The 22,906-nt window shown below is 73.5% G+C and carries 20 protein-coding genes and 1 tRNA gene; 14 read left to right on the plus strand and 7 right to left on the minus strand.

Annotation, left to right across the window (positions count from 1 at the left end):
* Window positions 1–97: 97 nt before the first annotated feature.
* The 4 genes from ACFW47_RS03985 (at window position 98) to ACFW47_RS04000 (ending at window position 2,963) form a co-directional block, all read left to right on the plus strand.
* On the plus strand, window positions 98–430 hold the full coding sequence (locus ACFW47_RS03985) for a hypothetical protein (RefSeq protein ID WP_386285940.1): 333 nt from the start codon (window positions 98–100) through the stop codon (window positions 428–430).
* A gap of 405 nt (window positions 431–835) precedes the next feature.
* The gene (locus tag ACFW47_RS03990) at window positions 836–2,023 is read left to right on the plus strand and encodes a helix-turn-helix domain-containing protein (protein ID WP_386285942.1); all 1,188 of its coding nucleotides are present in this window, start codon (window positions 836–838) and stop codon (window positions 2,021–2,023) included.
* Between the two features lie 156 nt (window positions 2,024–2,179).
* Window positions 2,180–2,782, plus strand: a complete 603-nt coding sequence (gene orn, locus ACFW47_RS03995; RefSeq protein WP_386285944.1) for an oligoribonuclease — start codon at window positions 2,180–2,182, stop codon at window positions 2,780–2,782.
* A gap of 108 nt (window positions 2,783–2,890) precedes the next feature.
* Window positions 2,891–2,963 (plus strand) — tRNA-His (locus ACFW47_RS04000).
* 139 nt (window positions 2,964–3,102) lie between these two features.
* On the opposite strand, the gene ACFW47_RS04005 is transcribed toward ACFW47_RS04000, so the two are convergent.
* Window positions 3,103–4,158 carry a LacI family DNA-binding transcriptional regulator gene (locus tag ACFW47_RS04005; RefSeq protein ID WP_386285946.1) on the minus strand — a complete coding sequence of 352 codons (1,056 nt, stop codon included), beginning with the start codon at window positions 4,156–4,158 and terminating at the stop codon, window positions 3,103–3,105.
* A 364-nt stretch (window positions 4,159–4,522) separates the two neighbouring features.
* Between ACFW47_RS04005 and ACFW47_RS04010 the strand changes: the two genes are divergently transcribed.
* The 4 genes from ACFW47_RS04010 (at window position 4,523) to ACFW47_RS04025 (ending at window position 9,368) form a co-directional block, all read left to right on the plus strand.
* Window positions 4,523–5,848, plus strand: a complete 1,326-nt coding sequence (locus tag ACFW47_RS04010) for an extracellular solute-binding protein (RefSeq protein WP_386304666.1) — start codon at window positions 4,523–4,525, stop codon at window positions 5,846–5,848.
* A 5-nt stretch (window positions 5,849–5,853) separates the two neighbouring features.
* Window positions 5,854–6,864: a carbohydrate ABC transporter permease gene (locus tag ACFW47_RS04015; protein ID WP_386286118.1), complete on the plus strand. Its 1,011-nt coding sequence runs from the start codon at window positions 5,854–5,856 to the stop codon at window positions 6,862–6,864.
* Between the two features lie 12 nt (window positions 6,865–6,876).
* On the plus strand, window positions 6,877–7,788 hold the full coding sequence (locus tag ACFW47_RS04020) for a carbohydrate ABC transporter permease (protein ID WP_386285950.1): 912 nt from the start codon (window positions 6,877–6,879) through the stop codon (window positions 7,786–7,788).
* A 140-nt stretch (window positions 7,789–7,928) separates the two neighbouring features.
* On the plus strand, window positions 7,929–9,368 hold the full coding sequence (locus ACFW47_RS04025) for a GH1 family beta-glucosidase (RefSeq protein ID WP_386285952.1): 1,440 nt from the start codon (window positions 7,929–7,931) through the stop codon (window positions 9,366–9,368).
* An 81-nt stretch (window positions 9,369–9,449) separates the two neighbouring features.
* On the opposite strand, the gene ACFW47_RS04030 is transcribed toward ACFW47_RS04025, so the two are convergent.
* From ACFW47_RS04030 to ACFW47_RS04040, 3 genes are all read right to left on the minus strand, one after another.
* Window positions 9,450–10,874 carry a cellulose binding domain-containing protein gene (locus ACFW47_RS04030; RefSeq protein WP_386285954.1) on the minus strand — a complete coding sequence of 475 codons (1,425 nt, stop codon included), beginning with the start codon at window positions 10,872–10,874 and terminating at the stop codon, window positions 9,450–9,452.
* Window positions 10,875–11,005: 131 nt separating this feature from the next.
* Window positions 11,006–12,418 carry a sensor histidine kinase gene (locus tag ACFW47_RS04035; protein ID WP_386285956.1) on the minus strand — a complete coding sequence of 471 codons (1,413 nt, stop codon included), beginning with the start codon at window positions 12,416–12,418 and terminating at the stop codon, window positions 11,006–11,008.
* Entirely contained in the window at window positions 12,415–13,134 is a 720-nt protein-coding gene (locus tag ACFW47_RS04040) for a response regulator transcription factor (protein ID WP_386285958.1), read from the minus strand. The genes ACFW47_RS04035 and ACFW47_RS04040 overlap by 4 nt, the downstream gene beginning before the upstream one ends.
* 119 nt (window positions 13,135–13,253) lie before the next feature.
* Here ACFW47_RS04040 and ACFW47_RS04045 point away from each other — a divergent pair, with 119 nt between their 5' ends.
* Window positions 13,254–13,832 (plus strand): hypothetical protein, encoded by a 579-nt coding sequence (locus tag ACFW47_RS04045; protein ID WP_386304669.1) that lies wholly within the window; start codon window positions 13,254–13,256, stop codon window positions 13,830–13,832.
* Window positions 13,833–13,860: 28 nt separating this feature from the next.
* On the opposite strand, the gene ACFW47_RS04050 is transcribed toward ACFW47_RS04045, so the two are convergent.
* Window positions 13,861–14,730, minus strand: a complete 870-nt coding sequence (locus ACFW47_RS04050; protein WP_386304670.1) for a spermidine synthase — start codon at window positions 14,728–14,730, stop codon at window positions 13,861–13,863.
* 43 nt (window positions 14,731–14,773) lie between these two features.
* Entirely contained in the window at window positions 14,774–15,151 is a 378-nt protein-coding gene (locus tag ACFW47_RS04055) for a hypothetical protein (RefSeq protein ID WP_386285964.1), read from the minus strand.
* A 299-nt stretch (window positions 15,152–15,450) separates the two neighbouring features.
* On the opposite strand from ACFW47_RS04055, the gene ACFW47_RS04060 reads away from it, so the two are divergent.
* Complete coding sequence (locus tag ACFW47_RS04060) at window positions 15,451–16,872, plus strand: hypothetical protein (RefSeq protein ID WP_386285966.1); 1,422 nt, start codon at window positions 15,451–15,453, stop codon at window positions 16,870–16,872.
* Window positions 16,873–16,983: 111 nt separating this feature from the next.
* Here ACFW47_RS04060 and ACFW47_RS04065 read toward each other — a convergent pair whose 3' ends face one another.
* Window positions 16,984–17,580: a histidine phosphatase family protein gene (locus ACFW47_RS04065; RefSeq protein ID WP_386304671.1), complete on the minus strand. Its 597-nt coding sequence runs from the start codon at window positions 17,578–17,580 to the stop codon at window positions 16,984–16,986.
* 195 nt (window positions 17,581–17,775) lie between these two features.
* Here ACFW47_RS04065 and ACFW47_RS04070 point away from each other — a divergent pair, with 195 nt between their 5' ends.
* Genes ACFW47_RS04070 through ACFW47_RS04085 form a run of 4 tightly spaced genes read left to right on the plus strand, consistent with a single transcriptional unit; the run spans window position 17,776 to window position 22,880 of the window.
* Entirely contained in the window at window positions 17,776–18,786 is a 1,011-nt protein-coding gene (locus tag ACFW47_RS04070) for a phosphatase PAP2 family protein (protein ID WP_386304674.1), read from the plus strand.
* A complete protein-coding gene (locus tag ACFW47_RS04075) occupies window positions 18,683–19,927 on the plus strand; it encodes a hypothetical protein (protein ID WP_386285972.1) in 1,245 nt (414 codons plus the stop codon). Before ACFW47_RS04070 ends, ACFW47_RS04075 begins: the two co-directional genes overlap by 104 nt.
* Window positions 19,918–21,516 carry a hypothetical protein gene (locus tag ACFW47_RS04080; RefSeq protein WP_386304675.1) on the plus strand — a complete coding sequence of 533 codons (1,599 nt, stop codon included), beginning with the start codon at window positions 19,918–19,920 and terminating at the stop codon, window positions 21,514–21,516. The genes ACFW47_RS04075 and ACFW47_RS04080 overlap by 10 nt, the downstream gene beginning before the upstream one ends.
* Window positions 21,513–22,880 (plus strand): AAA family ATPase, encoded by a 1,368-nt coding sequence (locus ACFW47_RS04085; protein WP_386304677.1) that lies wholly within the window; start codon window positions 21,513–21,515, stop codon window positions 22,878–22,880. The genes ACFW47_RS04080 and ACFW47_RS04085 overlap by 4 nt, the downstream gene beginning before the upstream one ends.
* The last annotated feature ends 26 nt before the right edge of the window (window positions 22,881–22,906 follow it).

The following is a 22,906-nucleotide window of genomic DNA, read 5'->3' on the forward strand; positions in this document are numbered from 1 at the left end:
GTTTGCACGGGATTCAACTGTCCGTGATCAGTCGTGACCGACGCGCCGTCCGGGCGTTGATCTTCTTGCCGCCACCCCGAGGGAGCACGGAGCACCGATGTCCGGACCGCACCAGCACGCCCAGCCGCCGTCCGGTGCGCCCGGGGCCGGTCCGGCCGCACCGGCCCGCGACGGCGTCACCGATCTCGTCCGCTGGGCGGCCTTCAGCGTCGTCCTGGTCCCCGTCGTCCTCCTCTACTACGGCGCCTCGCTCGCCGGGACCGCCGGAACGGCCCTGGGCCTGGCCGCCGTCACCGGCGCCTGCCGTCTGCTGCTGCGCCGCTCCGAGCGTGTCGCGGGCCGGCCGGCCGGCCCGCAGCACGCGGTGCCGGCCGGGCGCCGGCACCGGGCCGGCTCGCCACGTCACAGGGGCGGACGGCACACTGGGTAGAACACACCGGTCGACTGACCGGTTTCCGCGCACGCGTCCGCATCTTTTCGGCCAACTTCTCCGGGTGGCTCATCCCTGGCCCTCACCACCCCCAAACCCCCGTTCCACCTGCACGGAAAGGGTCTGACGGGCCCCGCGCACCCTACGGGGATTGGCCACTGCGACAAGGCGCACTTCCCTGGGGCGCCCCGGAGTGCAACGCTTCGTGATCGACTGCTTCACGCCAAGTTGCCATGTCGACAATGTCCCAAGTGCCGAACCGGCCACCTCGGTGCGACGGGACACAGTAGATTCGATCTTGACTGTCTACGGCGGGGGACTCGTGCAGGACCGAGGGGAAACGTGTTGGAGCGACAGACCCGAAAGGATCAGGGCGCCGCGACCACCGAGGGGGGCTTAGCAGTTATGAGCCACGACACCGCTGCCGCGCCGGAAACCGCGGCCCGGAAGCTCTCCGGGCGACGCCGCAAGGAGATCGTCGCGGTGCTGCTGTTCAGTGGCGGCCCCATCTTCGAGAGTTCCATACCGCTGTCGGTGTTCGGGATCGACCGCCAGGACGCCGGCGTGCCGCGCTACCGGCTGCTGGTGTGCGCCGGCGAGGACGGTCCGCTGCGGACCACGGGAGGCCTGGAACTCACCGCGCCGCAGGGCCTGGAGGCGATCTCACGCGCGGGCACGGTCGTCGTGCCCGCCTGGCGGTCGATCACCTCGCCGCCACCGGAGGAAGCGCTCGACGCCCTGCGCCGGGCGCACGAGGAGGGCGCCCGCATAGTCGGGCTGTGCACCGGCGCCTTCGTACTGGCGGCGGCGGGCCTGCTGGACGGCCGCCCCGCGACCACCCACTGGATGTACGCGCCGACCCTGGCCAAGCGCTATCCGTCGGTGCACGTCGATCCGCGCGAACTGTTCGTGGACGACGGCGACGTGCTGACGTCGGCGGGCACCGCGGCCGGCATCGACCTGTGCCTGCACATCGTGCGCACGGACCACGGCAACGAGGCGGCCGGCGCGCTGGCCCGCCGCCTGGTGGTCCCGCCGCGCCGCTCGGGCGGCCAGGAGCGCTACCTCGACAGGTCTTTACCGGAGGAGATCGGCGCCGACCCGCTCGCCGAGGTCGTCGCCTGGGCGCTGGAGCACCTGCACGAGCAGTTCGACGTGGAGACGCTGGCGGCCCGCGCGTACATGAGCCGCCGCACCTTCGACCGCCGGTTCCGCTCGCTGACGGGCAGCGCCCCGCTGCAGTGGCTGATCACCCAGCGGGTGCTCCAGGCGCAGCGGCTGCTGGAGACGTCCGACTACTCGGTGGACGAGGTCGCGGGCCGCTGCGGCTTCCGGTCGCCGGTGGCGCTGCGCGGCCACTTCCGCCGCCAGCTGGGTTCGTCACCGGCCGCCTACCGGGCCGCGTACCGGGCCCGCCGCCCCCAGGGCGACCGTGCGGTGGACCCGGAGTCGGCCGGTGGCCCGCGGCCCAGCGCACCGCCGGAGCCGGTCCCGCTGTCGGCGGAGAACGCGGTCCCGTTCCAGTCCCGCCGCACGGCGGCACCGGTGCCGGCCGCGGCGGCGAGCCTGCCGGGACAGCGCAGCGCGCCGTGAGGTGACACTCGAAACGCCGGACGGGCTGAAACAGCCCGTCCGGCGTTCGAGGACGAGGCCGTCCAGGCCGAAGCGGGGGGCCGGGGGCGGCAGCCCTGTGACGTCCGCACCGACGCCGGGGGACCATACGGCACGGGTCGGCCGTAGGGTGGCCGCATGAACGATCGCATGGTGTGGATCGACTGCGAGATGACCGGCCTCTCGCTGTCCGACGACGCGCTCATCGAGGTTGCCGCCCTCGTCACCGACTCCGAGCTGAACGTCCTCGGCGAGGGCGTCGACATCGTCGTCCGCCCGCCGGAGCGGGCCCTGGAGACGATGCCGGAGGTGGTGCGTCAGATGCACACCGCGTCCGGCCTGCTCGCCGAGCTCGACGGCGGCACGACGCTCGCCGACGCCGAGGCGCAGGTCCTGGCGTATGTGAAGGAGCACGTGAAGGAGCCCGGCAAGGCCCCGCTGTGCGGCAACTCCGTCGGCACCGACCGCGGCTTCCTGCTGCGGGACATGCCCACGCTGGAGAACTACCTCCACTACCGCATCGTCGACGTGTCCTCCATCAAGGAGCTGGCCCGCCGCTGGTACCCGCGGGCGTACTTCAACAGCCCCGAGAAGAACGGCAACCACCGCGCGCTCGCCGACATCCGCGAGTCCATCGCCGAACTGCGCTACTACCGGGAGGCCGTCTTCGTGCCGCAGCCGGGCCCCGACACCGACACCGCGAAGGCGATCGCCGCCAAGCACGTCCTGCCCGCCGGGTAGGGACGCGCGGCGCCCGGAAAGGCGTGCGCGAGCACCCCTTCGGACCCTGTACACTTTTTCTCAGCCGGTCGGGAAAACCCGCCTCGCGGGATTCCAGCACCGGCCTTGGTGGGTGTAGCTCAGTTGGTAGAGCACCTGGTTGTGGTCCAGGTGGCCGCGGGTTCAAGTCCCGTCACTCACCCTGAATGATCAAGGGCCGACTCGGTAACGAGTCGGCCCTTGATCGCGTTCCGGGCCTCCGGGCACAGTTCGCCCGGTGCGAGCGCACGGACCCGCGCCCCGGGCTCCCCGGTGGACGGCCCGGTGCGCGGGCCGCCGCGTCACGACGACGCGCGCTCCACCAGCTCCGTCGGCAGCACCACCTGGTGCCGGTCCAGCCCCCGGGAGGCCGCCGGGCGGCGGTCGGCGATCTCGGTCAGCAGGAGGTCTATCATCGCGCGGCCCATCTCCTCGATGGGCTGGCGGACACTGGTGAGCGGCGGCTCCATGTGACGGGCGATGGCCGAGTCGTCGTAGCCGATCAGCGCCACGTCGTCCGGGATGCGCCGGCCGGCTTCGCGCAGCACCTGACGGGCGCCGGCCGCGGTGACGTCCGAACCGGCGAAGACCGCGTCCAGGTCGGGGCGGCGGCGCAGCAGCTCCGCCATGGCGCGGCGGCCGCCCTCCTCGGTGAAGTCGCCCGCCTCGATCAGCTGCTCGTCCACCTCGTGGCCGGCGTCGCGCAGGGCCGCGCGGTAGCCGTCGACGCGCCGCTGGGCGCCGTAGACGTCGAGGCGCCCGGTGATGTGCGCGATGCTGCGGCGGCCGCGCGCGAGCAGGTGCTCGACGGCGGAGCGGGCGCCGCCGAAGTTGTCCGAGTCCACCGACGCCAGCGACTCCGCGGCCGAGCGCGGGCCGCTGATCACCGCGGGGATCTCCAGCTGGGACAGCATGTCGGGCAGCGGGTCGTCGGCGTGCACGGAGACCAGCAGGACGCCGTCCACGCGGTGCGCGGCCAGGTACTGGGCGAGCCGGCGCCGTTCCCGGTCGCTGCCCGCGAAGATCAGCAGCAGCTGCATCTCGGTCTCGGACAGCTCCGCGCCGACGCCCTTGAGCATGTCCGAGAAGTACGGTTCCGCGAAGAAGCGGGTCTCCGGCTCGGGCACCACCAGCGCGATCGCGTCCGTGCGGTTGGCGGCCAGCGCGCGGGCCGCCGTGTTCGGGACGTAGCCGAGCTCCGCGACCGCCGCCTCGACGGCCGCCCGGGTCGCGTCGCTCACCCGGGGCGAGCCGTTGATCACCCGGGACACCGTGCCGCGGCCGACGCCCGCCCGTACCGCCACCTCTTCGAGGGTGGGCCGGCCACCGCTCCGCCCACGCGCTCCGTGGCCTGCCATCGGCTCCGCCTCCCGTCGACACCCCCGCACTCTGCGGCTGGCCTGGAATTTAACAGGCCGGTCGGGTGTAATGACCGGCTCCGGACCGCCACCCGCCCTGCGGAGGGCCTTCCGCGCCGTTCGCCGCGTCCAGTTAACAGGCAGATAACTGAACGCAGTTCGTCGCGTCCGTTCCCTTGACACCCCCGCCCGGAGCCGCGACTCTTCAAGACATCACTTGTGGGAGCGCTCCCACACTACCTGGCACTTACACATCCCGCACGTTCCCCGCCCGAGCCGCAGCGACGAACGAACGACATGAAGCAGCGGGTCCAACCATGCAGTTGGCCGGGGGGTCGGCACGTCAGGGCAACAGGAGGACGCAATGCGAGCAGCACGCAGAGGATCGGCCCGCAAAGCGGTGGTGGTGGCGGCCATCGCGTCGCTGGGCGCCGGGCTGCTGGCCGGCTGTGCCGACGACGGCAAGGACGAGGACGGCACGTCGTCGGGCGACAGCAGCGGCAAGACCACCATCACCCTCGGCCTGTTCGGCACCATGGGCTTCAAGGAGGCCGGGCTCTACGAGGAGTACGAGAAGCTCAACCCGGACATCAACATCGAGGAGACGGTCACCGAGCGGAACGAGAACTACTACCCCGCTCTGGTCAACCACCTCACCACCGAGAGCGGCCTCCAGGACGTCCAGGCCATCGAGGTCGGCAACATCGCCGAGGTCGTCGAGACCCAGGCCGACAAGTTCGTGGACATGGCCAAGGTCGAGGGCGTCCAGCCCAGCAGCTGGCTGGACTGGAAGTGGAAGCAGGGCGTCACCAAGGACGGCAAGGCGGTCGGCCTCGGCACCGACATCGGCCCGATGGCCATCTGCTACCGCAAGGACCTCTTCGAGAAGGCCGGTCTGCCGACCGACCGCGACGAGGTCAGCGCGCTGTGGGCGGGCGACTGGAGCAAGTTCATCGAGGCCGGCGAGAAGTACAAGGAGGGCGCCGGCAAGGACACCTACTTCATGGACTCGCCCGGCGGTCTGATCAACGCCATCCTCAGCAGTGAGGAGGAGAAGTTCTACGACGCCTCCGGCGAGGTCATATACAAGACCAACCCCGCCGTCAAGAAGGCCTTCGACCTGACCGCCGAGGCCGCCGAGAAGGACCTGGTCCAGGCGCAGACCCAGTTCCAGCCGGCCTGGGAACAGACCATCTCCAACAACCTCTTCGCCACCGTCGCCTGCCCGCCGTGGATGCTCGGCACCATCAAGGCCAAGTCCCAGCCCGAGGCGGCCGGCCAGTGGGACGTGGCCGCGGCGCCGAAGTCCGGCAACTGGGGCGGCTCCTTCCTGGGCGTGCCCAAGAGCGGCAAGAACGTCGAGGAGGCGCAGAAGTTCGTCGCCTGGCTGACCGCTCCGGAGCAGCAGGCCAAGCTGTTCGCCGTGCAGGGCAGCTTCCCGAGCGCGCCGGCCGCGTACAAGCTGCCGCAGGTGACGGACGCCAAGAACGAGATGACCGGTGACTCGCCGATCGGTGCCATCTTCGCCAAGGCCGCCGAGTCCATCCCGGCCCAGGTGATCGGCCCGAAGGACCAGATCATCCAGCAGGGTCTGACGGACAACGGCGTCATCCTCGTCACCCAGGGCAAGTCGCCCAAGGAGGCCTGGGAGAACGCCACCAAGACCATCGACAACAACCTGGAGAAGTGACCGGAATGACCACCCGGCACGACACCGCCGCGCCCCCCGCGAAGGGGGGCGCGGCCCCGGGCCGAGGGCCCGGCGGCGCCGCCTCCCCGGGGGAGGCGAGGAAGCGGGCCCGGCTGTCCCGCCGCTGGCAGCGGGACCTGCGCTGGAGCCCGTACGCGTTCGTCTCCCCGTTCTTCCTGCTGTTCGCCGCCTTCGGCCTGTTCCCGCTGCTCTACACCGGCTGGGCCTCGCTGCACACGGTGGAGCTGACGGCGCCCACCGAGATGGAGTGGGCGGGCCTGGACAACTTCACCAGGATCTTCGACGACGACTTCTTCTGGAACGCCGCGCAGAACACGCTGACCATCGGCATCATCTCCACGGTGCCGCAGCTGCTGATGGCGATGGGCCTGGCGCACATCCTCAACTACAGGCTGCGCGGCTCCACGTTCTACCGCGTCGTGATGCTCGCGCCGTACGCGACGTCGATCGCCGCCGCCTCGCTGGTCTTCGTCCTGCTCTTCGGACGCGACTACGGCATGATCAACTGGGCCCTCGACCTGGTCGGCCTGGACAAGATCGACTGGCAGAGCGACAAGTGGCCGTCCCAGATCGCCGTCTCGTCGATCGTCATCTGGCGCTGGACCGGCTACAACGCGCTGATCTACCTGGCGGCGATGCAGGCGATCCCGCAGGACCTGTACGAGTCGGCGGCCCTGGACGGCGCCAGCCGCTGGCGGCAGTTCATCCACGTCACGCTGCCCCAGCTGCGTCCCACGATCCTCTTCACCGTCGTCGTGTCGACCATCGGCGCCTCGCAGCTGTTCGGCGAGCCGCTGCTGTTCGACGCCAACAAGGGTGCCTCCGGCGGCTCCCAGCACCAGTTCCAGACGCTCGGCCTGTACCTGTACGAGCAGGGCTGGATCAACCAGCACCTGGGCCGCGCCTCGGCGATCGCCTGGACGATGTTCCTGATCCTCATCGTGATCGGGATCGTCAACTACGTCATCTCGCGCCGGCTGCGCGCCAGTAGTTAAGGAGAACCGGCCGTGACGACGACCCTGACCAAACCCCCGGCCGAGCCGGTGCCCGAGCCGCCCCGGCGGAGCCGCCGCGGGCCCAAGTCGGCCCGCGCCGGCGGACAGATGCACGCCGGCCCCGTCGCGTACATCATCCTCGCCCTGTTCACCGTCGGTTCGCTGTTCCCGCTGGTGTGGACGGCGATCGCCGCCTCCCGCGACAACCAGCGCCTGGCCCAGACGCCGCCGCCGTTCTGGTTCGGCGGCAACCTCTTCGACAAGATCGAGATCGCCTGGACCGACGCCAACATGGGCGAGGCGATCCTCAACACCACGATCGTGGCGGGCATCTCGGCGGTCACCGTCGTCTTCCTGTCGACGATCGCCGGCTTCGCCTTCGCCAAGCTGAAGTTCCGGGGCCGCAACGCGCTGATGCTGATCGTGGTCGGCACGATGATGATCCCGCCGCAGCTGAGCATCATCCCGCTGTACATGATGGTGGCCAAGCTCGACTGGACCGACCAGCTCCAGGCGGTGATCTTCCCGTCGCTGGTCAGCGCGTTCGGCGTGTTCTTCATGCGCCAGTACCTGCTGCAGGCGCTGCCCGACGAGATCATCGAGGCCGCCCGCGTGGACGGCGCGAGCAGCTGGCGCGTGGTGTGGCACGTGGTGTTCCCGGCGGCCCGGCCCGCGATGGCCGTCCTCGGCATGCTGATCTTCGTGCAGGTGTGGAACGACTTCCTGTGGCCGTTCCTCGTGCTGACGCAGAACGGCAACCCGACCGTGCAGGTGGCGGTGGCGGGCCTCGGCCGCGGCTTCACCCCGGACCAGGCCCTGATCATGGGCGGCGCGCTGCTGGGCACCCTGCCCCTGCTGCTGGTCTTCGCGATCTTCGGCAAGCAGATCGTGGGCGGCATCATGCAGGGTGCCGTCAAGGGCTGACACCGTCCCGGGGGCCGGGCCACCGCCGTCCCGGCCCCGCCTTCCCCCCTCGTACTTCCTACCCGTCGGTCTTCCACGATCCGCCCGTCGGTCTCCCACGACCCGGGCGGCCGCCACGACCCCTCTATGGGAGCGCTTCCATGCTTGAGTCCGCAACGCCGGTGACCCCGGTGACCTTCCCCCCTGCCTTCCTCTGGGGCGCCGCGACCTCGGCGTACCAGATCGAGGGAGCGGTGCGGGAGGACGGCCGCACCCCCTCGATCTGGGACACCTTCAGCCACACCCCGGGGAAGACGGCCGGCGGCGACACCGGTGACATCGCTGTCGACCACTACCACCGCTACCGCGACGACGTGGCGCTGATGAAGGAGCTGGGGCTCGGCGCCTACCGCTTCTCCGTCTCCTGGCCCCGGGTCCAGCCGACCGGCCGCGGCCCCGCCGTCCAGCGCGGCCTGGACTTCTACCGGCGCCTGGTGGACGAGCTGCTGGCCGCCGGGATCAAGCCGGCCGTCACTCTCTACCACTGGGACCTGCCGCAGGAGCTGGAGGACGCGGGCGGCTGGCCCGAGCGGGACACGGCGTACCGGTTCGCCGAGTACGCGCAGATCGTCGGCGAGGCGCTCGGCGACCGCGTCGAACAGTGGATCACGCTCAACGAACCGTGGTGCGCGGCCTTCCTCGGCTACGCCTCCGGTGTGCACGCCCCCGGCCGCACCGACCCGGCGGCCGCGCTGCGGGCCGCGCACCACCTGAACCTGGCGCACGGCCTGGGCACCGTGGCCCTGCGTTCGGTGATGCCGGCCCGCAACTCGGTGGCGATCAGCCTCAACACCTCCGTGGTCCGGCCGCTGTCGCAGAGCCCGGCGGACCTGGCGGCCGCGCAGAAGATCGACGACCTGTCCGGCGGCATCTTCCACGGCCCGATCCTGCACGGCGCCTACCCGCGGACCCTGCTGGAGGCGACCGCACCGGTCACCGACTGGTCGTTCGTCCAGGACGGCGACCTGGGGCAGATCCGCCAGCCCCTCGACGCCGTCTGTCTCAACTACTACACGCCCACCGTCGTCTCGGCCGCCGACGCCGACTCGCGCGCCCCGCGCGCCGACGGGCACGGCGAGAGCGACCACTCCCCGTGGCCCGCCGCGGACGACGTGGCCTTCCACCAGCCGCCGGGCGAGCGTACGGAGATGGGCTGGAGCGTCGACCCGACCGGCCTGCACGAGCTGATCATGCGCTACCACCGGGAGGCGCCCGGCCTGCCGCTGTACATCAGCGAGAACGGCGCCGCCTACGACGACAAGCCCGGCGCCGACGGCACGGTGCACGACCCCGAGCGGGTCGCCTACCTGGACGGCCACCTCAGGGCCGTCCACCGGGCCATCGCGGACGGCGCCGACGTGCGCGGCTACTACCTGTGGTCCCTGCTGGACAACTTCGAGTGGGCCTACGGCTACGAGAAGCGGTTCGGCGCGGTGTACGTCGACTACGTCTCCCAGCAGCGGACGCCCAAGTCGAGCGCCCTGTGGTACGGACGGGCGGCCCGCACGGGGACGCTGCCGCCGGTGGAGTCGGCCGAGTAGGCCGCTGTTCCCCGGGGACGGAGACGGGGCGCGGCACTCCACGGGGGATGCCGCGCCCCTGCTCGTGGGGTGTGCGCCGGGTCAGCCGTAGGTGGCGAAGGCCTTCGTGAAGGCGTGCTGCTGCTGGTCGACGGAGCTGCACGTGGCGTCGGCCGCGGGCTTCGGGCCGCCCGGGCAGGCCTTGTCGCGGGTCGCGGACCACATGGACAGCCAGCCGAGGCCCCTGGACTCGGCGAACTCCACGAGCTGCGTCGCGTCGTCGACCTCGAAGACCTCGGTCACGACGTCGTTGACGCCGATCATCGGGGTGACGGCGACCGTCTTCCAGGCCTCGGCGTCGGAGAGGCCGAGTACGCCCTTGAGCTGGGCCTGGGTGGCGGTGGCGGCCTGTTCGGCGTAGGTGCCCATGTCGCCGCTGTAGGCGGGGCCGTAGTCCATCGCCATGATGTTGACGGCGTCGATCCGCACGCCGTTCCGCTCCGCGTCGGCGAGGAGGTCGACGCCGGCCTGGGTCAGGCCCTCGGGCATGACCGGGAGGGTGAAGGAGACGTCGAGGCCGGGGTGCTGCTTCTGCAGTGCGGCGACGGCCTGGGAGCGGCGGGTGTTGGCGGCCGTGTCCGGCAGGGCGCCGCCCTCGACGTCGAAGTCGACCTTGGTGAGTCCGTAGGTGTCCACGACCTTGCCGTAGGCCGCCGCGAGCGCCTCCGCCGAGGTGCACGTGGTGGCCAGCTCCGAGCCTGCCGCGCCGCCGAAGGAGACGCGTACGTCGCCGCCCTCGGCGCGCAGGGCGCCTATCTGGCCGGCCACCGCGTCGTTCGCGAGATCGGTGACGCCGCCCCACTTCGGGGTGCAGCCGCCGCCGTCGGTGACGAAGGCGAGGTTGTAGTTCTTCACGCCGGTCGCCTCGGCGCTCGCGACGAGGTCGAAGGCCGGGTAGAGGGAGGTGTCGACGTAGGGGGCGAAACCGCTGCCGGTGCCGGTGCCGGGGGTCTCGGTGGGGGCGGGGGTGGTGGGGGTCGGCGTGGGCGTCGGGGCGGGGGGCTCGGTGGCGGGGCGGCCGCTGGGCTCGGGAGTGGCGCCGTCGTCCGCCGAGCAGGCGGCACCGCCGACGAGGCAGCCGGCCGGGTCGCCCGTGCCGTCGACGACGAAGCCGACGGTGACGGACTCGCCGGCCTTCAGACCGTCCGTGTCCCACTTCGGCGGGGTCACGGTGACGTGCCGGCCGCTGACGCTCGACTCGGCGTTCCACAGTGAGCCGAGCTTCGCGCCGGAGGGCAGGTCGAACTCGAGCGTCCAGTCCTGGTCCGACTGCCCGCTGTTGTTGGTGACGACGTACTGGGCGGTGTAGCCGGTCGACCACTCGCTGGTCCTGGTGTACGCGGCTCCGACCGCGGCCGCCTGCGCGGAGCCGGTGAACATCAGCGCCCCACCGCCGGCCACGGCCGCGGCGACGACGGAGCCGATCGCCTTGTTCCTGCCACTGATCCTGCGCCGGTGCGTGCTCATCGCGTGCCTGCTTTCGCTGTTCACGGAGCCCCGTGGGGGACGTGTGGGGGGGTGGGTGCGGCAGCACGCTAGCGAGCCGGAAACGGGCAAAGGGACGGATCCGGGCGGGGGTTGACGATCTTAGGGTGCGCTTAAGGGAGGGATCGGGACCGATTAAAGGAGGAGATCGGCCGGGGGTTGCGGCGGCGCCGCACGCTGCCGCGGTGCCCGCGCCGCCGCTCCGGCGCCGCCCGCCCGTCCAGCTGGATCCAGATCCGCACCTCGGTGCCGCCCAGCACGGAGGAGCCGATCCGTACGTCGCCGCCGGTCGACTCCGCCAGCCGGCGCACGATGTCCAGGCCGAGCCCGGTCGACCCGTCGCTGCCCGATCCCCGGCCGCGGGCCATCGCCGCCTCCGGGTCGGGTATGCCGGGGCCCGCGTCCGACACGAGGACGATCACCGCGTCCTCGCCGTTGTGCAGGTCGACCGCGAAGGCCGTGCCCTCGGCGGTGTGCCGGAAGACGTTGCCGAGCAGGGCGTCCAGGGAGGCGGCCAGGTCGGCGCGGGCCACGGGTGTCCGCACCGGCCGGTCGGCGCCGGCCACCCGCCACTTGCGGCCCTCGTCCTCGGCCAGCGCGGACCAGAACGCCATCCGCTCCCGGACCACCTCCGCCGCGTCGCACCCGGCGCCGGGACCGGCCGCGGCCGTCTGCGGTTTGGCGTCCCGCGCGGTGCGGATGATCGTGTCGACCTCGCGCTCCAACTGCTCGACGGCGGCCCGGGTCTGGTCGGCGGCCGGCCCGTCGCCGAGCGAGGCCGCGTTGAGCCGCAGCACGGTCAGCGGGGTGCGCAGACGGTGGGACAGGTCGGCGGCCAGCTCCCGTTCGTTGGCCAGCAGCTGGACCACCTGGTCGGCCATGGAGTTGAACGCGACGGCCGCGCGCCGCAGTTCGTCCGGCCCCTCCTCCGGCACCCGGGCGCCCAGTCTCCCCTCCCCCAGTTCGTGCGCGCCCTCGACCAGGCGCTGCGCGGGCCGCACCATCCGTACGCCCAGCCGGTCGGCGACCGCGACCGAGCCGACGATCAGGGCGGCGCCGACGGCGGCCAGCACCGCCCAGGCCGTGCCGACGCCGTTGGTGACCTCGGACTCCGGGACGTACACCTCGACGACGGCGATCTCACCGGAGCTGAGCGCGACCGGCTGGAGCAGGGTGGAACCGCCCTCGACCTCCGTGGTGGAGGCGCGGCCCATCTCGCGCACGGCGGTGATGTCCTGGTCGGTGGCGCGCTGCCGGCCGATGCCGGCGGCGTCGGTCCGCGCGTCCAGTCCCGGTATGTGCACGGCCATCCCGGCATCGGACCCCGCGGAGGCGACGACGCGCTCCAGCTGGTCGCGGTCGGTGGTGATGGACAGCGCGGGGGCGACGGCGGCGGCCTCGCGCTCGGCGTTGGAGAAGGCGCGGTCCCGGGCCATCTCGCGGATGACCAGGCCGAGCGGGACCGCGAAGGCGACCACGACCATCGCGGTGACCGCCAGCGACACCTTGACCAGGGCCCACCTCATCGTGGGGGCTCCGCACCGGGCGAGGGGGCGGCGGGCGGCTCCAGCTTCACACCGACACCGCGCAGGGTGTGCAGATAGCGGGGCCGGGCAGCGGTCTCGCCCAGCTTGCGCCGCAGCCAGGACAGGTGGACGTCGATGGTCTGGTCGTCGCCGTAGGACTGCTGCCAGACCTCGGCGAGCAGCTCCTTGCGCGGGACGACGACTCCCGGCCGTCCGGCCAGGAAGGCGAGCAGGTCGAACTCCCGGCGGGTCAGGTCGAGCCGGGCGCCGTCCAGCTCGGCCTGGCGGCGCAGGGGGTCGACGGTGAGACCGCCGACCCGGATCACGGTCTCCGGCGCCGCCTCCGCGGGACCGGACCGGGCCCGGCGCAGCACGGCCGCCATCCGGGCCGACAGGTGCTCCACGGAGAACGGCTTGGTGAGGTAGTCGTCCGCGCCCGCGTTCAACAGCCGTACGACCTCCGCCTCGTCGTCGCGGGCGGTGGCGACGATGACGGGCACGTCGGTGATGCCGCGCAGCATCTTCAGCGCCTCGGAGCCGTCCAGGTCGGGCAGTCCGAGGTCCAGGATCACCACGTCGAAACGGAAATGGGCGACCTCGCGCAGCGCCTCCAGTGCCGTACCGACGCTGCGCACGGTGTGCGAGGCGTCGGTCAGCTGCCGGATGAGCGCCGAGCGTACGAACTGGTCGTCCTCGACCACGAGCACACTTGCCATGGGCGGCACCGTACGCCATGCGAAGAGGCCCGGTGCGGGCCTGTGGACAACTCCGGCCGGGCCCGCGTCACAGCACGTTCGCGCGACACGCGTGGGACGGGTGAGGCAGTATGGCCGCGATGCGCAGAGGACTCGTCCACGTGATCGCCTGGCTGCTCGCCACCGGCGCCGCGGTCACCCTGTCGTGGTGGGGCGTCCACACGGTGATGGCGGGCACGGCCTACGACGCCCCCCGCGCGCTGCCCATCACGGCGGCCGACGCGAGCGTCCGGGACGGGAAGGACGACGACGGCGAGGGTGACGGCGGGGAATCGCTCGCGTCGTCCACCAGCCGGCCGTCGCCCTCGCCCTCACCGTCGGTCAGCGCGTCGGCCGCGCCGGGCGGAACGCCCCGCGATCCCGGCCCCGCTCCGTCGCGGACCGCGCCGTCCACCGCGCCGCCCGGGGACCCGACGAGCCCCGCGCCCGCGACGTCGGGCCGGGTCCGGGGCTACGACACCGACGGGGGCCGCGCGGTGTTCGACCTCGGCACGTCGTCCGCGTCCCTGGTGTCGGCGACGCCGGGGGCGGGCTGGTCGATGCAGGTGTGGAAGACGGAGTCGTGGATCCGGGTGGAGTTCACCTCGGGCGCGGACCGGGTGTCGGTCTTCTGCACGTGGCACGACGGGCCGCCGAGGGTGGAGATCGGCAGCTACTGAGGAGCTTTCCGGCGCCGGTTCGGCCGGCTCACCGGAACACGGAGTCCGGCGGGGCGGGCGAGTCCACCGCCGCCGCGTCCGTCACGGGTGCGGCGCCGCCGGTGAAGTCCCTCAGCGCACGGCCGTGTTCCACGCGCGCGGGGTGCGGGTCGGAGGCGGCCCGCCGGGTGAGCTCGGCGACGGGCAGCGGGTGGTCGGCGGCGACGAGGACCGCGTTGCCGAAGCGTCTGCCGCGCAGTACGGCCGGGTCGGCGACGAGGGCGAGTTCCGGGAAGCGGGCGGCGACGGTGGCGATCTGGCCGCGCAGGTGCGCCAGCGGAGGGCCGTCGGCGATGTTGGCGACGTAGACCCCGCCGGGCGCGAGCGCGCGCCGGACCTCGTCGAGGAACTCGGCGGACGTCAGGTGGGCCGGTGTGCGGGCCCCGCCGAACACGTCCGCGACGAGCAGGTCCGCCCAGCCGTCGGGCACCTTGGCCAGCCCGGCACGGGCGTCGGCGGAGCGCACCCGGATCCGGGCACCGGGGTCCAGGGGCAGCTCGCGGCGGACCAGCTGGACGAGACCGGCGTCCCGCTCGACGACCTGCTGGGTGGAACGGGGACGGGTGGCGGCGACGTAGCGGGCGAGGGTGAACGCGCCGCCGCCGAGGTGCACGGCGTGCACGGGCCTGCCGGGCGGGGCGGCCAGGTCGATGACGTGACCGATGCGGCGCTGGTACTCGAAGGACAGGTGCGCCGGGTCGTCGAGGTCGACGTGCGACTGCGGGGCGCCGTCGATCAGCAGCGTCCAGGCCCGGGGCCGCTCCCGGTCGGGGACCAGTTCGGCGCGCCCGCCGTCGACGTCCTCGACGACGGCTTCGACGGCCGCGCGCCCGCAGCGGGTGTTCCTGGACCTTCCCATCGGCCCATTATCGGACGACGCCGGGAGCGGGCCGTCATCCGGCTCAGCGGCAGCTGTCCGCGGCCTCGATCAGCCGGGCCGCCTCGCCCAGCGCGGCCCGCAGTACGGCGGGGTCGGTGGCCGGGTCCGCCTCCCCGGGCGGCAGCAGCCAGTCCGAGCCCTCCACCGGAGGCTCCGGGGCGAGGCGCAGTCCGCGGCCGTCCGTCTCCGTGCAGGTGCTGCCGGGTACGTCCCAGGCGGCGGCCGTGCCCGAGGGCACCAGGAAACCCAGGGTGTCGCAGCCGTCGTCGTGGATCACGGGGCCCACCCCGTCACCGGTGCCCCGCCTGAGGATGTCGACCGCCTCCAGGCCCTGCCGGGTCGGCACGGTGACGACGTCGCAGGCATCGCAGGCGGGTTCGCTGATCCGTCTGGTATCCATCCCGGCCTCCACCACGGAACTCCTCCTTGGACGAGCGGGTCGGGAGTCGGGGGGCCTCCCGGTCCACCAGGTTCAACGCGGCGGAACGTCAACGGCTACGGCGCAAGTCAGCCGCAAAGGATGGCACTTCATGGCAGATCGTGGATGAGATATCCGGTTTGTAGCCAAACACCGCGTGGCCGTTCCGTCACAGCCGGTACGTTCTTGCTCGCCGGGAACAGGGCTGACGGACGGAGGAACGACCGCGCGTCCCCTCCTGCCCCGGCATGGTTCGACGGTTCGCACGAGAGGACCCGGCCATGGCGTCGTCAACGGTGACCTCCGCCCAGCCCGACCGGCCACCGCGGCCCAACCTCGCCTTCCGGCGGCTGCGCGGGAAGCGCTCGCCGGCCGAGTTCGCGGCGGCCGTGCGCCGGGCCGCGCGCGAGATCGGCGAACGGGTCAGCTGTGACGCGCGCTACATCGGGCGGGTCGAGGCGGGCGAGATCCGCTGCCCCAACTACGCGTACGAGCGGGTGTTCCTGCACATGTTCCCCGGCCGCACGCTCACCGACCTGGGGTTCGCGCCCCGCTCGTCGGTGCGCGGGCGCCGGGCGCGCGCCGCGAGTGAGACGCCGGGGGCGCGGGAGCCGTATGACACGCAGGAGACGCGGGACACGCAGGACCGGCAGTACCCGTACGACACGCACGACAACAACGAGGAGAGCGACGTGCTGCGTCGCGCATTCATGACGAGCGGTGCCACGGTGGCCGCCGCCTCGCTGGGCCCCCTGGGGCTCGCCCACGACGCCGCGGCGGCCGGACGCCCCCCGCGCAGGGCCGGGGCGGGTCACGCGGGCGCTCTGGAAGAAGCCGTCCGCCGGATCAGGCTGCTCGACGACCGGCACGGCGCGGACGGCCTCTACCGGCGCGCGGCGGCCCCGCTGCGCACGGCGTACGCGCTGCTGGACGCGGGCGCGACCCGGCAGGCGACGGCGGACCGGCTGTACGCGGGCGCGGGGGAACTGGCGATCTCCGTGGGCTGGCTGGCGCACGACTCCGGGCGCTTCGACGACGCGCGCTCCCACTACGCCGAAGCGCTCGCCACCTCACGTATGACCGGCGATCCCGCGCTGGAGGCGCACGCCTTCTGCAACATGGCGTTCCTGGCCCGCGACGCCGGGCGTCCGCGTGAGGCGGTCCGGGCGGCCCAGGCCGCGCAGCGCGCCGCGCGCCCGCTGGGCTCGGCCCGGCTGATGTCGCTCCTCGCGCTGCGCGAGGCGGGCGGCTGGGCGGGACTCGCCGACCGGGTGGGCTGCGAGCAGGCGCTGGCCCGGGCACAGGCGCTGTTCGGGCGGGGCCCCTCGGACGCCGACCCCGAGTGGATGAGCTTCTACGGGGAGGCCGAGCTGGAAGGCCTGGAGGCGCAGTGCTGGTCGACCCTGGGCGACTGGCCCCGGGCCGCCCGGCACGCTCGCCGGGCGGCCGGACTGCAGGACCCGCACTTCACCCGCAACCTCGCGCTGTACTCGGCGGAACTGGCCGACGACCTGGCCCGCGGCGGCCGCCCCGACGAGGCGGCCGGGGCGGGGCTGCGGGTCCTGGACCTCCTGGGCGAGGTCCAGTCCTCCCGCATCCACACGATGCTGGCGGGCACGGCCCGGGTGCTGCTGCCGCACCGGCGGGCGTCGGGGGTGTCGGCCTTCCTGGACCGCCACGGGGCGCTGCCGCGGTCTGCGTGAGCATGACCCGCGTCGGTGCGGGCCGACGGGCGGTGCCGCGACCCGGCGCCGCGGGGCGCCCTCCCCGCCCGCGGCTTCGCCCCGGAGGGGAGATCCGCACCGCCCACGCGCTCAGCCAGCCAGGTGCCCCAAGTCGTTCCAGCTCTCCAGCGCCGGTTCCCCGTACGCCCACCCCAGCACCGACAGCGACGTCGGGTTCAGCCGTATCCGGGCCGCGAAGTCCAGTGGCAGGCCCAGCCACCGCGCGCCGATCGACCGCAGGATGTGCCCGTGGGCGAAGACCAGGACGTCCCGGTCCGCCTCCCGCGCCCACGCGACGACCTCGTCCGCACGCGCGGTGATGTCCGTGAGGCTCTCCCCCTGCGGCACCCCGTCCCGCCAGATCAGCCAGCCGGGCCGGACGGCCTGGATCTCGGTCGGCGTCATGCCCTCGTACGCCCCGTAGTCCCACTCCATCAGCGTGTCCCAGACCTGAGCGCGCTCGCCGAAGCCGGCGAGTTCACAGGTCTCCCGCGCGCGGGCGAGCGGACTGGTGCGCACCTCGACGCCGGGCAGTCCCTCCAGCGGGGCGCGGTGCAGCCGCTCGCCGAGCAGTTTCGCGCCGCGCCGGCCCTCCTCGAGGAGCGGCACATCGGTCCTGCCGGTGTGCTTGCCGGACAGCGACCACTCGGTCTGTCCGTGCCGGGCCAGCAGGATGCGCGGTGCCATGAAGGGGGCCTTTCCGGGAGAAATGTCTGAGCGGACATCTCCATCATCGCGCACGCCCCGCACGGGCAACCCGGGGGGCGATGCCCGCGTCTATCAGGGCCGAGGGCGCTCCGTGAAGCGGACGCGCACAGGCCGTAGAGTGGCACGTCCGTGTCAACGAGGCGCAAGCGAGGACGAAGGGGGAGGGCGATCGGATTGCCGCACACCGAGGCACCGGGCACCGAGGCGACCCCGGCGACCCCGAAGACTCGGCTGCGCTGGTGGACCGAGCTGCCGCTCATCCTCCTCGTCTACGCCTGCTACTCCGCGGGCCGCCTCCTCGTGCGGGGCGACGTCTCCGACGCGGTCGACCACGGTCTGGCCGTCCTGCGCATAGAGAAGGCGCTGTACCTCAACGCGGAGCACCCTCTCAACCGTCTCTTCACCAGTGAGCCGTGGATCGGCGTCCCGGCGGACTTCTGGTACGCGTCACTGCACTACCTGGTCACCCCGGTGCTCCTGATCTGGATCTTCCGCTCCCGCGCCGTGCGCTACCGGGCCGCCCGGACCTGGCTGATGACCTCCACGTTCATCGGTCTCATCGGCTTCACGCTCCTGCCCACCTGCCCGCCCCGGCTGCTGGAGGCGAGCCACGGGTTCGTCGACACCATGGCCCAGTACAGCTCGTACGGCTGGTGGGGCGGCGAGGCGAGCGCGCCGCGCGGTCTGGGCGGGATGACCAACCAGTACGCGGCCATGCCGAGCCTGCACGTGGGCTGGTCGCTGTGGTGCGGGGTGATGCTGTGGCGCCACGGCGGCACGCGCGCGGCGAAGGTGGCCGGCGTCGTCTACCCGCTGGTGACCACGATCGTGGTGATGGGCACCGCCAACCACTACTTCCTCGACGCGGTCGCGGGCGCGGCCGTGATGGGCGCGGGGCTGCTGCTCACGCCGTATGTGATGCGAACCTCGGACCGGGCGCGGGCCCTGGTCGCGGCACGCTTCGCGACGCGCGCCGCATCCGGCTCCGCCCCCGCACCGGACGCGCTCGGCTCCTCCGACGCACCGGTCACCGAGGGCGCGGGTTCCCCGGTTGTCAGTGGTGGATGCCAGACTTCCGCGGGTGAGCGATTTCCACGGCAGCGCGAGCAGCGGCCGGCACGAGGAGCCGAGCCGGACCCCTCCCCCTCGGACGCGGGGGACGAGACTCCGGCACCGGCTCGCTGAGCTGCGCGGCCCGGACGTACCGGCCAAGGCGCTGGACGCACGGGCGCTGGCCGCCCTCGCCGCCAACCCGGGCTGCCGGCGGCGGGCGATCCTCGACGGTGCCGGGGTGGACAAGGCCTCGCTGGCGAGCGCGCTGGGTTCGCCGTCGGTCTTCGGGCAGTCGCAGTTCGCCTTCACGCGCGGCAACGCCTTCGAGGCACGGGTCAAGGCGGACGGCGGTGCCGAGCTGCTGAGGCTGGTGCACGAGAAGCTCGACCGGGGCGCCGAGCCGCCCGCCGGCGCGCACGTGCCCGACCTGTCCGCGACCGGTCCCGAGGGCCGCGCGGCCCGGACGGCGCTGGCGCTGCGGGAGGCCGCCGCCGCCACCGCGGACGCGCCCGGCGGCACTCCGAAGGCGCCGGGCGCCCCCGGTACGTGGACGCTCCTCGACCACCCGATGCTCGCCCTGGACGTCGCCGGCTCCCCCGCCTTCCTGGAGCCGGACGCCGTGGTGGTGCATCCGGACGGCAGCTGGACGGTCGTGGAGATCAAGTCCTTCCCCGTGCTGGACGGCTCCGCCGATCCGGCCAAGGTGGGCGCCGCCGCACGCCAGGCCGCGGTGTACGTGCTGGCCCTGGAGCGGGTCGCCGCCCGGCTGGACCCCGCCCCGCGCGTGCGCCACCGCGTCCTGCTGGTCTGCCCGAAGGACTTCTCCAACCTGCCCACCGCCTCCGCCGTCGACGTGCGCAAGCAGCGCGCGGTCACCGGCCGGCAGCTGGCCCGGCTGACCCGCGTCGAGGACATCGCGGACACGCTGCCCGAGGGCGTCTGCTTCTCCCCCGGGCTGCCGGCCGAGGAGCTGACGGCCGCCGTGGAGGCGGTGCCTGCGACGTACGCGCCCGAGTGCCTGTCCGCCTGCGAGCTGGCCTTCCACTGCCGTGCCCGGTCCCGCGAGGCCGGCGCGGTGACCTCGCTGGGCCGGCCGGTGCGGGCAGAGCTGGGCGGCCTGTCGACGGTCGAGGACGTGCTGGCGGCGGCCCGCGGGGAGGCCGGTGACCCGGACGATCCGGTGGTGGCCGCGCTGCGCCGGGCTGCGGAGCTGCGGGCGGAGGCCCTCGCGACGGCCGGTACCGGGACGCCGGGGGCGGCCGTATGTCCCTGATCACCACGCTGGCCCGGCTGGAGGCCGTGCGCACCGGCCGCGCCCAGCCCGCCGCCACCGTCCGGCACCGGCACCTGTCCGACCGCCCGCTGGTCTTCGTGCCGCTGACCACCGCCGGTGAGGCCGGTGCCCCGCTCGGCGCCCTGGTCGGCACCGACCGGGACGCGCCGCACCTGCTGGTCGTTCCGCAGCCCCGCGACCGCGACCTGCGGTTCGCGTTCCTCGCCGAGCTGGCCGGCATCGTGCTGCCGCACGTGGAGGCGTACGCGGACGGCGTCGAGGCCGCCGAGCGCACCGAGACCGACCCGGAGACGGGCAAGCGGGTCAAGGTCGAGGTCGACCTGTGCGCGGACGCCGCGCAGCTGATCGTGCCGTCCCGCGGGGGTGTCGACTTCGTGCGGCTGCTGGGCCGGTCGATGCGGTTCCGGCGTACGGCGGAGCAGGATCCGCAGACTCCGCACCCCGCGCCGCCGAGGGTGCCGCTGCTCGGCCGGTGGCTGACCCACTACGGCGAGCGGGCCCGGGTCCCCGGTTCCTCCCTGCTCCTCGCCATGACCGACCTGCTGGGCCGGCACTGGGCGACCGGTCAGTCCACGCTGGAGGACCAGCACCTGGGCGCGCTGCTCGCCTGGATCGCCCCGGACGAGGCGGGACGGACCGGTGCGGAGGCCGCCCGCCGGGCCGAGCTGGCCCGCGACGCCGACGGCCAGCTGCTGTGCCCGCCCGCGGGCCCGGCCACCGACCCGGCCTTCGACAACAAGCTGCTCGCGCCCGCCGTCGAGCGCTACGACCGAGCCCGCACCGCGTTCGCCGCCGCCGAGGACGGTGTGGAGGCCGACGACCGGCTCGGTGCGCTCACCGCCGCCGAGCGGGAGATCCGCGCGCTCGTCGAGAGCCGTACGCGCCCCACCTGGGACGCGGTGTGGCGGGGGCTGGACCTGCTGCGGGAGCTGCCGCCCGGCGCGCATGTCGAGGACCGCTGGACCCGCGACCGCTGGTCCTTCACCTCCCACCGCGACCGCATCCTGTCCGGCGAGCCCCCGCAGCCGCGCCGCGACGACGCGGTGACCGCCGCCAACAAGCTCGCCACGCGGGAGCGGGAGCAGGCCCGCCTGGAGGCCCAGGAAGCCCTGGACGATCCGCTGGTGATGGCCGGGCGGCGGCTGGCCGGGGAGGCGTTCGCCGGGGAGGTCACCGACGTCGTGATGGCGTACAGCGAGAGCAAGCGGCCGAGCCCGCGCCCGCTGGTGACGGTCCGCACGGACGACCGGCCGCACCTGGGCGAGCGCGTGAAGGTCTACCGGTCGCTGGGCGGCAAGCCGCAGGCGGCCGAGTTCGTCGGGCAGCAGGAGGAGGGGGTCCTCGTGCTGCGCGTCGTGGACAGGATGGGGCGTGGCAGGGAGCCCGGGGCCGGTTCGGTGCCGGAGAAGGGCGACCGGGTCTGCTTCACGCTCTTCGAGCACGAGCAGCGGGGCGGGGCGAAGCTGCCCGACCCGGAACAGACCCCGTGGACGCACGGCGGGCCGCCCGGCGAGGCGGCCGCGGTGCCGGAAGCCGCGGACGCCCAGACGGAGGAGGACCTCCTGTGACCACCGACACCGCCCCCGTCGTCCCCGCCGCCGCCCCGGCCTTCGACCCGGGCGCCGAGGCCGCCCGCGCGACCGCCGCGATCCTCCACGACACGCTGCACGGCGCCGAGCGCGGCGTCGTCGTCGACTCCCCGCCCGGCGCCGGCAAGTCCACGCTCGTCGTACGGGCCGCGCTGGAGCTGGCCGAGGCGGGCCGCCCGCTGATGGTCGTGGCGCAGACCAACGCCCAGGTCGACGACCTCGTCCTGCGCCTCGCCGAGAAGAACCCGGACCTGCCGGTGGGCCGCCTGCACAGCAGCGACGCCGACCCTTACGACAAGGCGCTCGACGGCCTGGACAACGTACGCAAGTCGGCGAAGGCCGCCGATCTCGCCGGGCTGGCCGTCGTGCTGTCGACGGCGGCGAAGTGGGCGCACGTCAAGGTGGACGAGCCGTGGCGGCACGCGATCGTCGACGAGGCGTACCAGATGCGCTCCGACTCGCTGCTGGCGGTCGCCGGGCTGTTCGAGCGGGCGCTGTTCGTGGGCGACCCGGGTCAGCTGGACCCGTTCGCGACGGTCGGCAGCGAGCAGTGGGCGGGCCTGTCCCACGACCCGTCCGCCTCGGCCGTGACGACGCTGCTGGCCCACAATCCGGCCCTGCCGCAGCACCGGCTGCCGGTGTCGTGGCGGCTCCCCGCTTCGGCGGCGCCGCTGGTCTCCGACGCGTTCTACCCGTACACGCCGTTCCGCAGCGGCACCGGTCACGGCGACCGGAGTCTCGCCTTCTCCGTCCCCTCGGACGGCTCGGGCCCCGACCAGGTGATCGACGAGGCCGCCCGCTCGGGCTGGGGCCTGCTGGAGCTGCCCGCGCGGCACACGCCGCGCACCGACCCCGAGGCGGTGCGGGCGGTGGCGGAGGTGGTCCGGCGGCTCCTCGACCGGGAGGGCGCGGCGACGTCCGAACGCGCGCCGGACCCCGTCCCCCTGACCGCCGACCGGGTCGCCGTAGGCACGGCGCACCGCGACCAGGCGGCGGCGGTGCGGGCGGCGCTGGCCGGCCTGGGCGTGACCGAGGTGACCGTCGACACGGCGAACCGGCTCCAGGGCCGCGAGTACGACGTCACCGTCGTCCTGCACCCGCTGTCGGGCCGCCCCGACGCCACCGCCTTCCACCTGGAGACGGGCCGCCTGTGCGTCCTGACCTCCCGGCACCGGCACGCGTGCGTCGTGGTCTGCCGGGAAGGGATCGGCGAGCTGCTGGACGACTACCCGTCCACGGAGCCGGTCCAGCTGGGAACGCTGGTGAAGTTCCCGGACGGGTGGGAGGCCAACCACGCGGTGCTGGCGCACCTGGCCGAACACCGGGTCGCCTGGCGGCCCTGAGGGCTTCGCTCCGGGGCCTGTTCGCC

It is taken from the genome of Streptomyces sp. NPDC058796, from assembly GCF_042745235.1.
Taxonomy (GTDB): domain Bacteria; phylum Actinomycetota; class Actinomycetes; order Streptomycetales; family Streptomycetaceae; genus Streptomyces.

Coding starts and splice junctions, on each gene's coding strand:
- ACFW47_RS03985 (WP_386285940.1), top strand. CDS start 98: ATGTCCGGACCGCACCAGCACGCCCAGCCGCCGTCCGGTGCGCCCGGG.
- ACFW47_RS03990 (WP_386285942.1), top strand. CDS start 836: ATGAGCCACGACACCGCTGCCGCGCCGGAAACCGCGGCCCGGAAGCTC.
- orn (WP_386285944.1), top strand. CDS start 2,180: ATGAACGATCGCATGGTGTGGATCGACTGCGAGATGACCGGCCTCTCG.
- ACFW47_RS04005 (WP_386285946.1), bottom strand. CDS start 4,158: ATGGCAGGCCACGGAGCGCGTGGGCGGAGCGGTGGCCGGCCCACCCTC.
- ACFW47_RS04010 (WP_386304666.1), top strand. CDS start 4,523: ATGCGAGCAGCACGCAGAGGATCGGCCCGCAAAGCGGTGGTGGTGGCG.
- ACFW47_RS04015 (WP_386286118.1), top strand. CDS start 5,854: ATGACCACCCGGCACGACACCGCCGCGCCCCCCGCGAAGGGGGGCGCG.
- ACFW47_RS04025 (WP_386285952.1), top strand. CDS start 7,929: ATGCTTGAGTCCGCAACGCCGGTGACCCCGGTGACCTTCCCCCCTGCC.
- ACFW47_RS04030 (WP_386285954.1), bottom strand. CDS start 10,874: ATGAGCACGCACCGGCGCAGGATCAGTGGCAGGAACAAGGCGATCGGC.
- ACFW47_RS04035 (WP_386285956.1), bottom strand. CDS start 12,418: ATGAGGTGGGCCCTGGTCAAGGTGTCGCTGGCGGTCACCGCGATGGTC.
- ACFW47_RS04040 (WP_386285958.1), bottom strand. CDS start 13,134: ATGGCAAGTGTGCTCGTGGTCGAGGACGACCAGTTCGTACGCTCGGCG.
- ACFW47_RS04045 (WP_386304669.1), top strand. CDS start 13,254: ATGCGCAGAGGACTCGTCCACGTGATCGCCTGGCTGCTCGCCACCGGC.
- ACFW47_RS04050 (WP_386304670.1), bottom strand. CDS start 14,730: ATGGGAAGGTCCAGGAACACCCGCTGCGGGCGCGCGGCCGTCGAAGCC.
- ACFW47_RS04055 (WP_386285964.1), bottom strand. CDS start 15,151: ATGGATACCAGACGGATCAGCGAACCCGCCTGCGATGCCTGCGACGTC.
- ACFW47_RS04060 (WP_386285966.1), top strand. CDS start 15,451: ATGGCGTCGTCAACGGTGACCTCCGCCCAGCCCGACCGGCCACCGCGG.
- ACFW47_RS04065 (WP_386304671.1), bottom strand. CDS start 17,580: ATGGCACCGCGCATCCTGCTGGCCCGGCACGGACAGACCGAGTGGTCG.
- ACFW47_RS04080 (WP_386304675.1), top strand. CDS start 19,918: ATGTCCCTGATCACCACGCTGGCCCGGCTGGAGGCCGTGCGCACCGGC.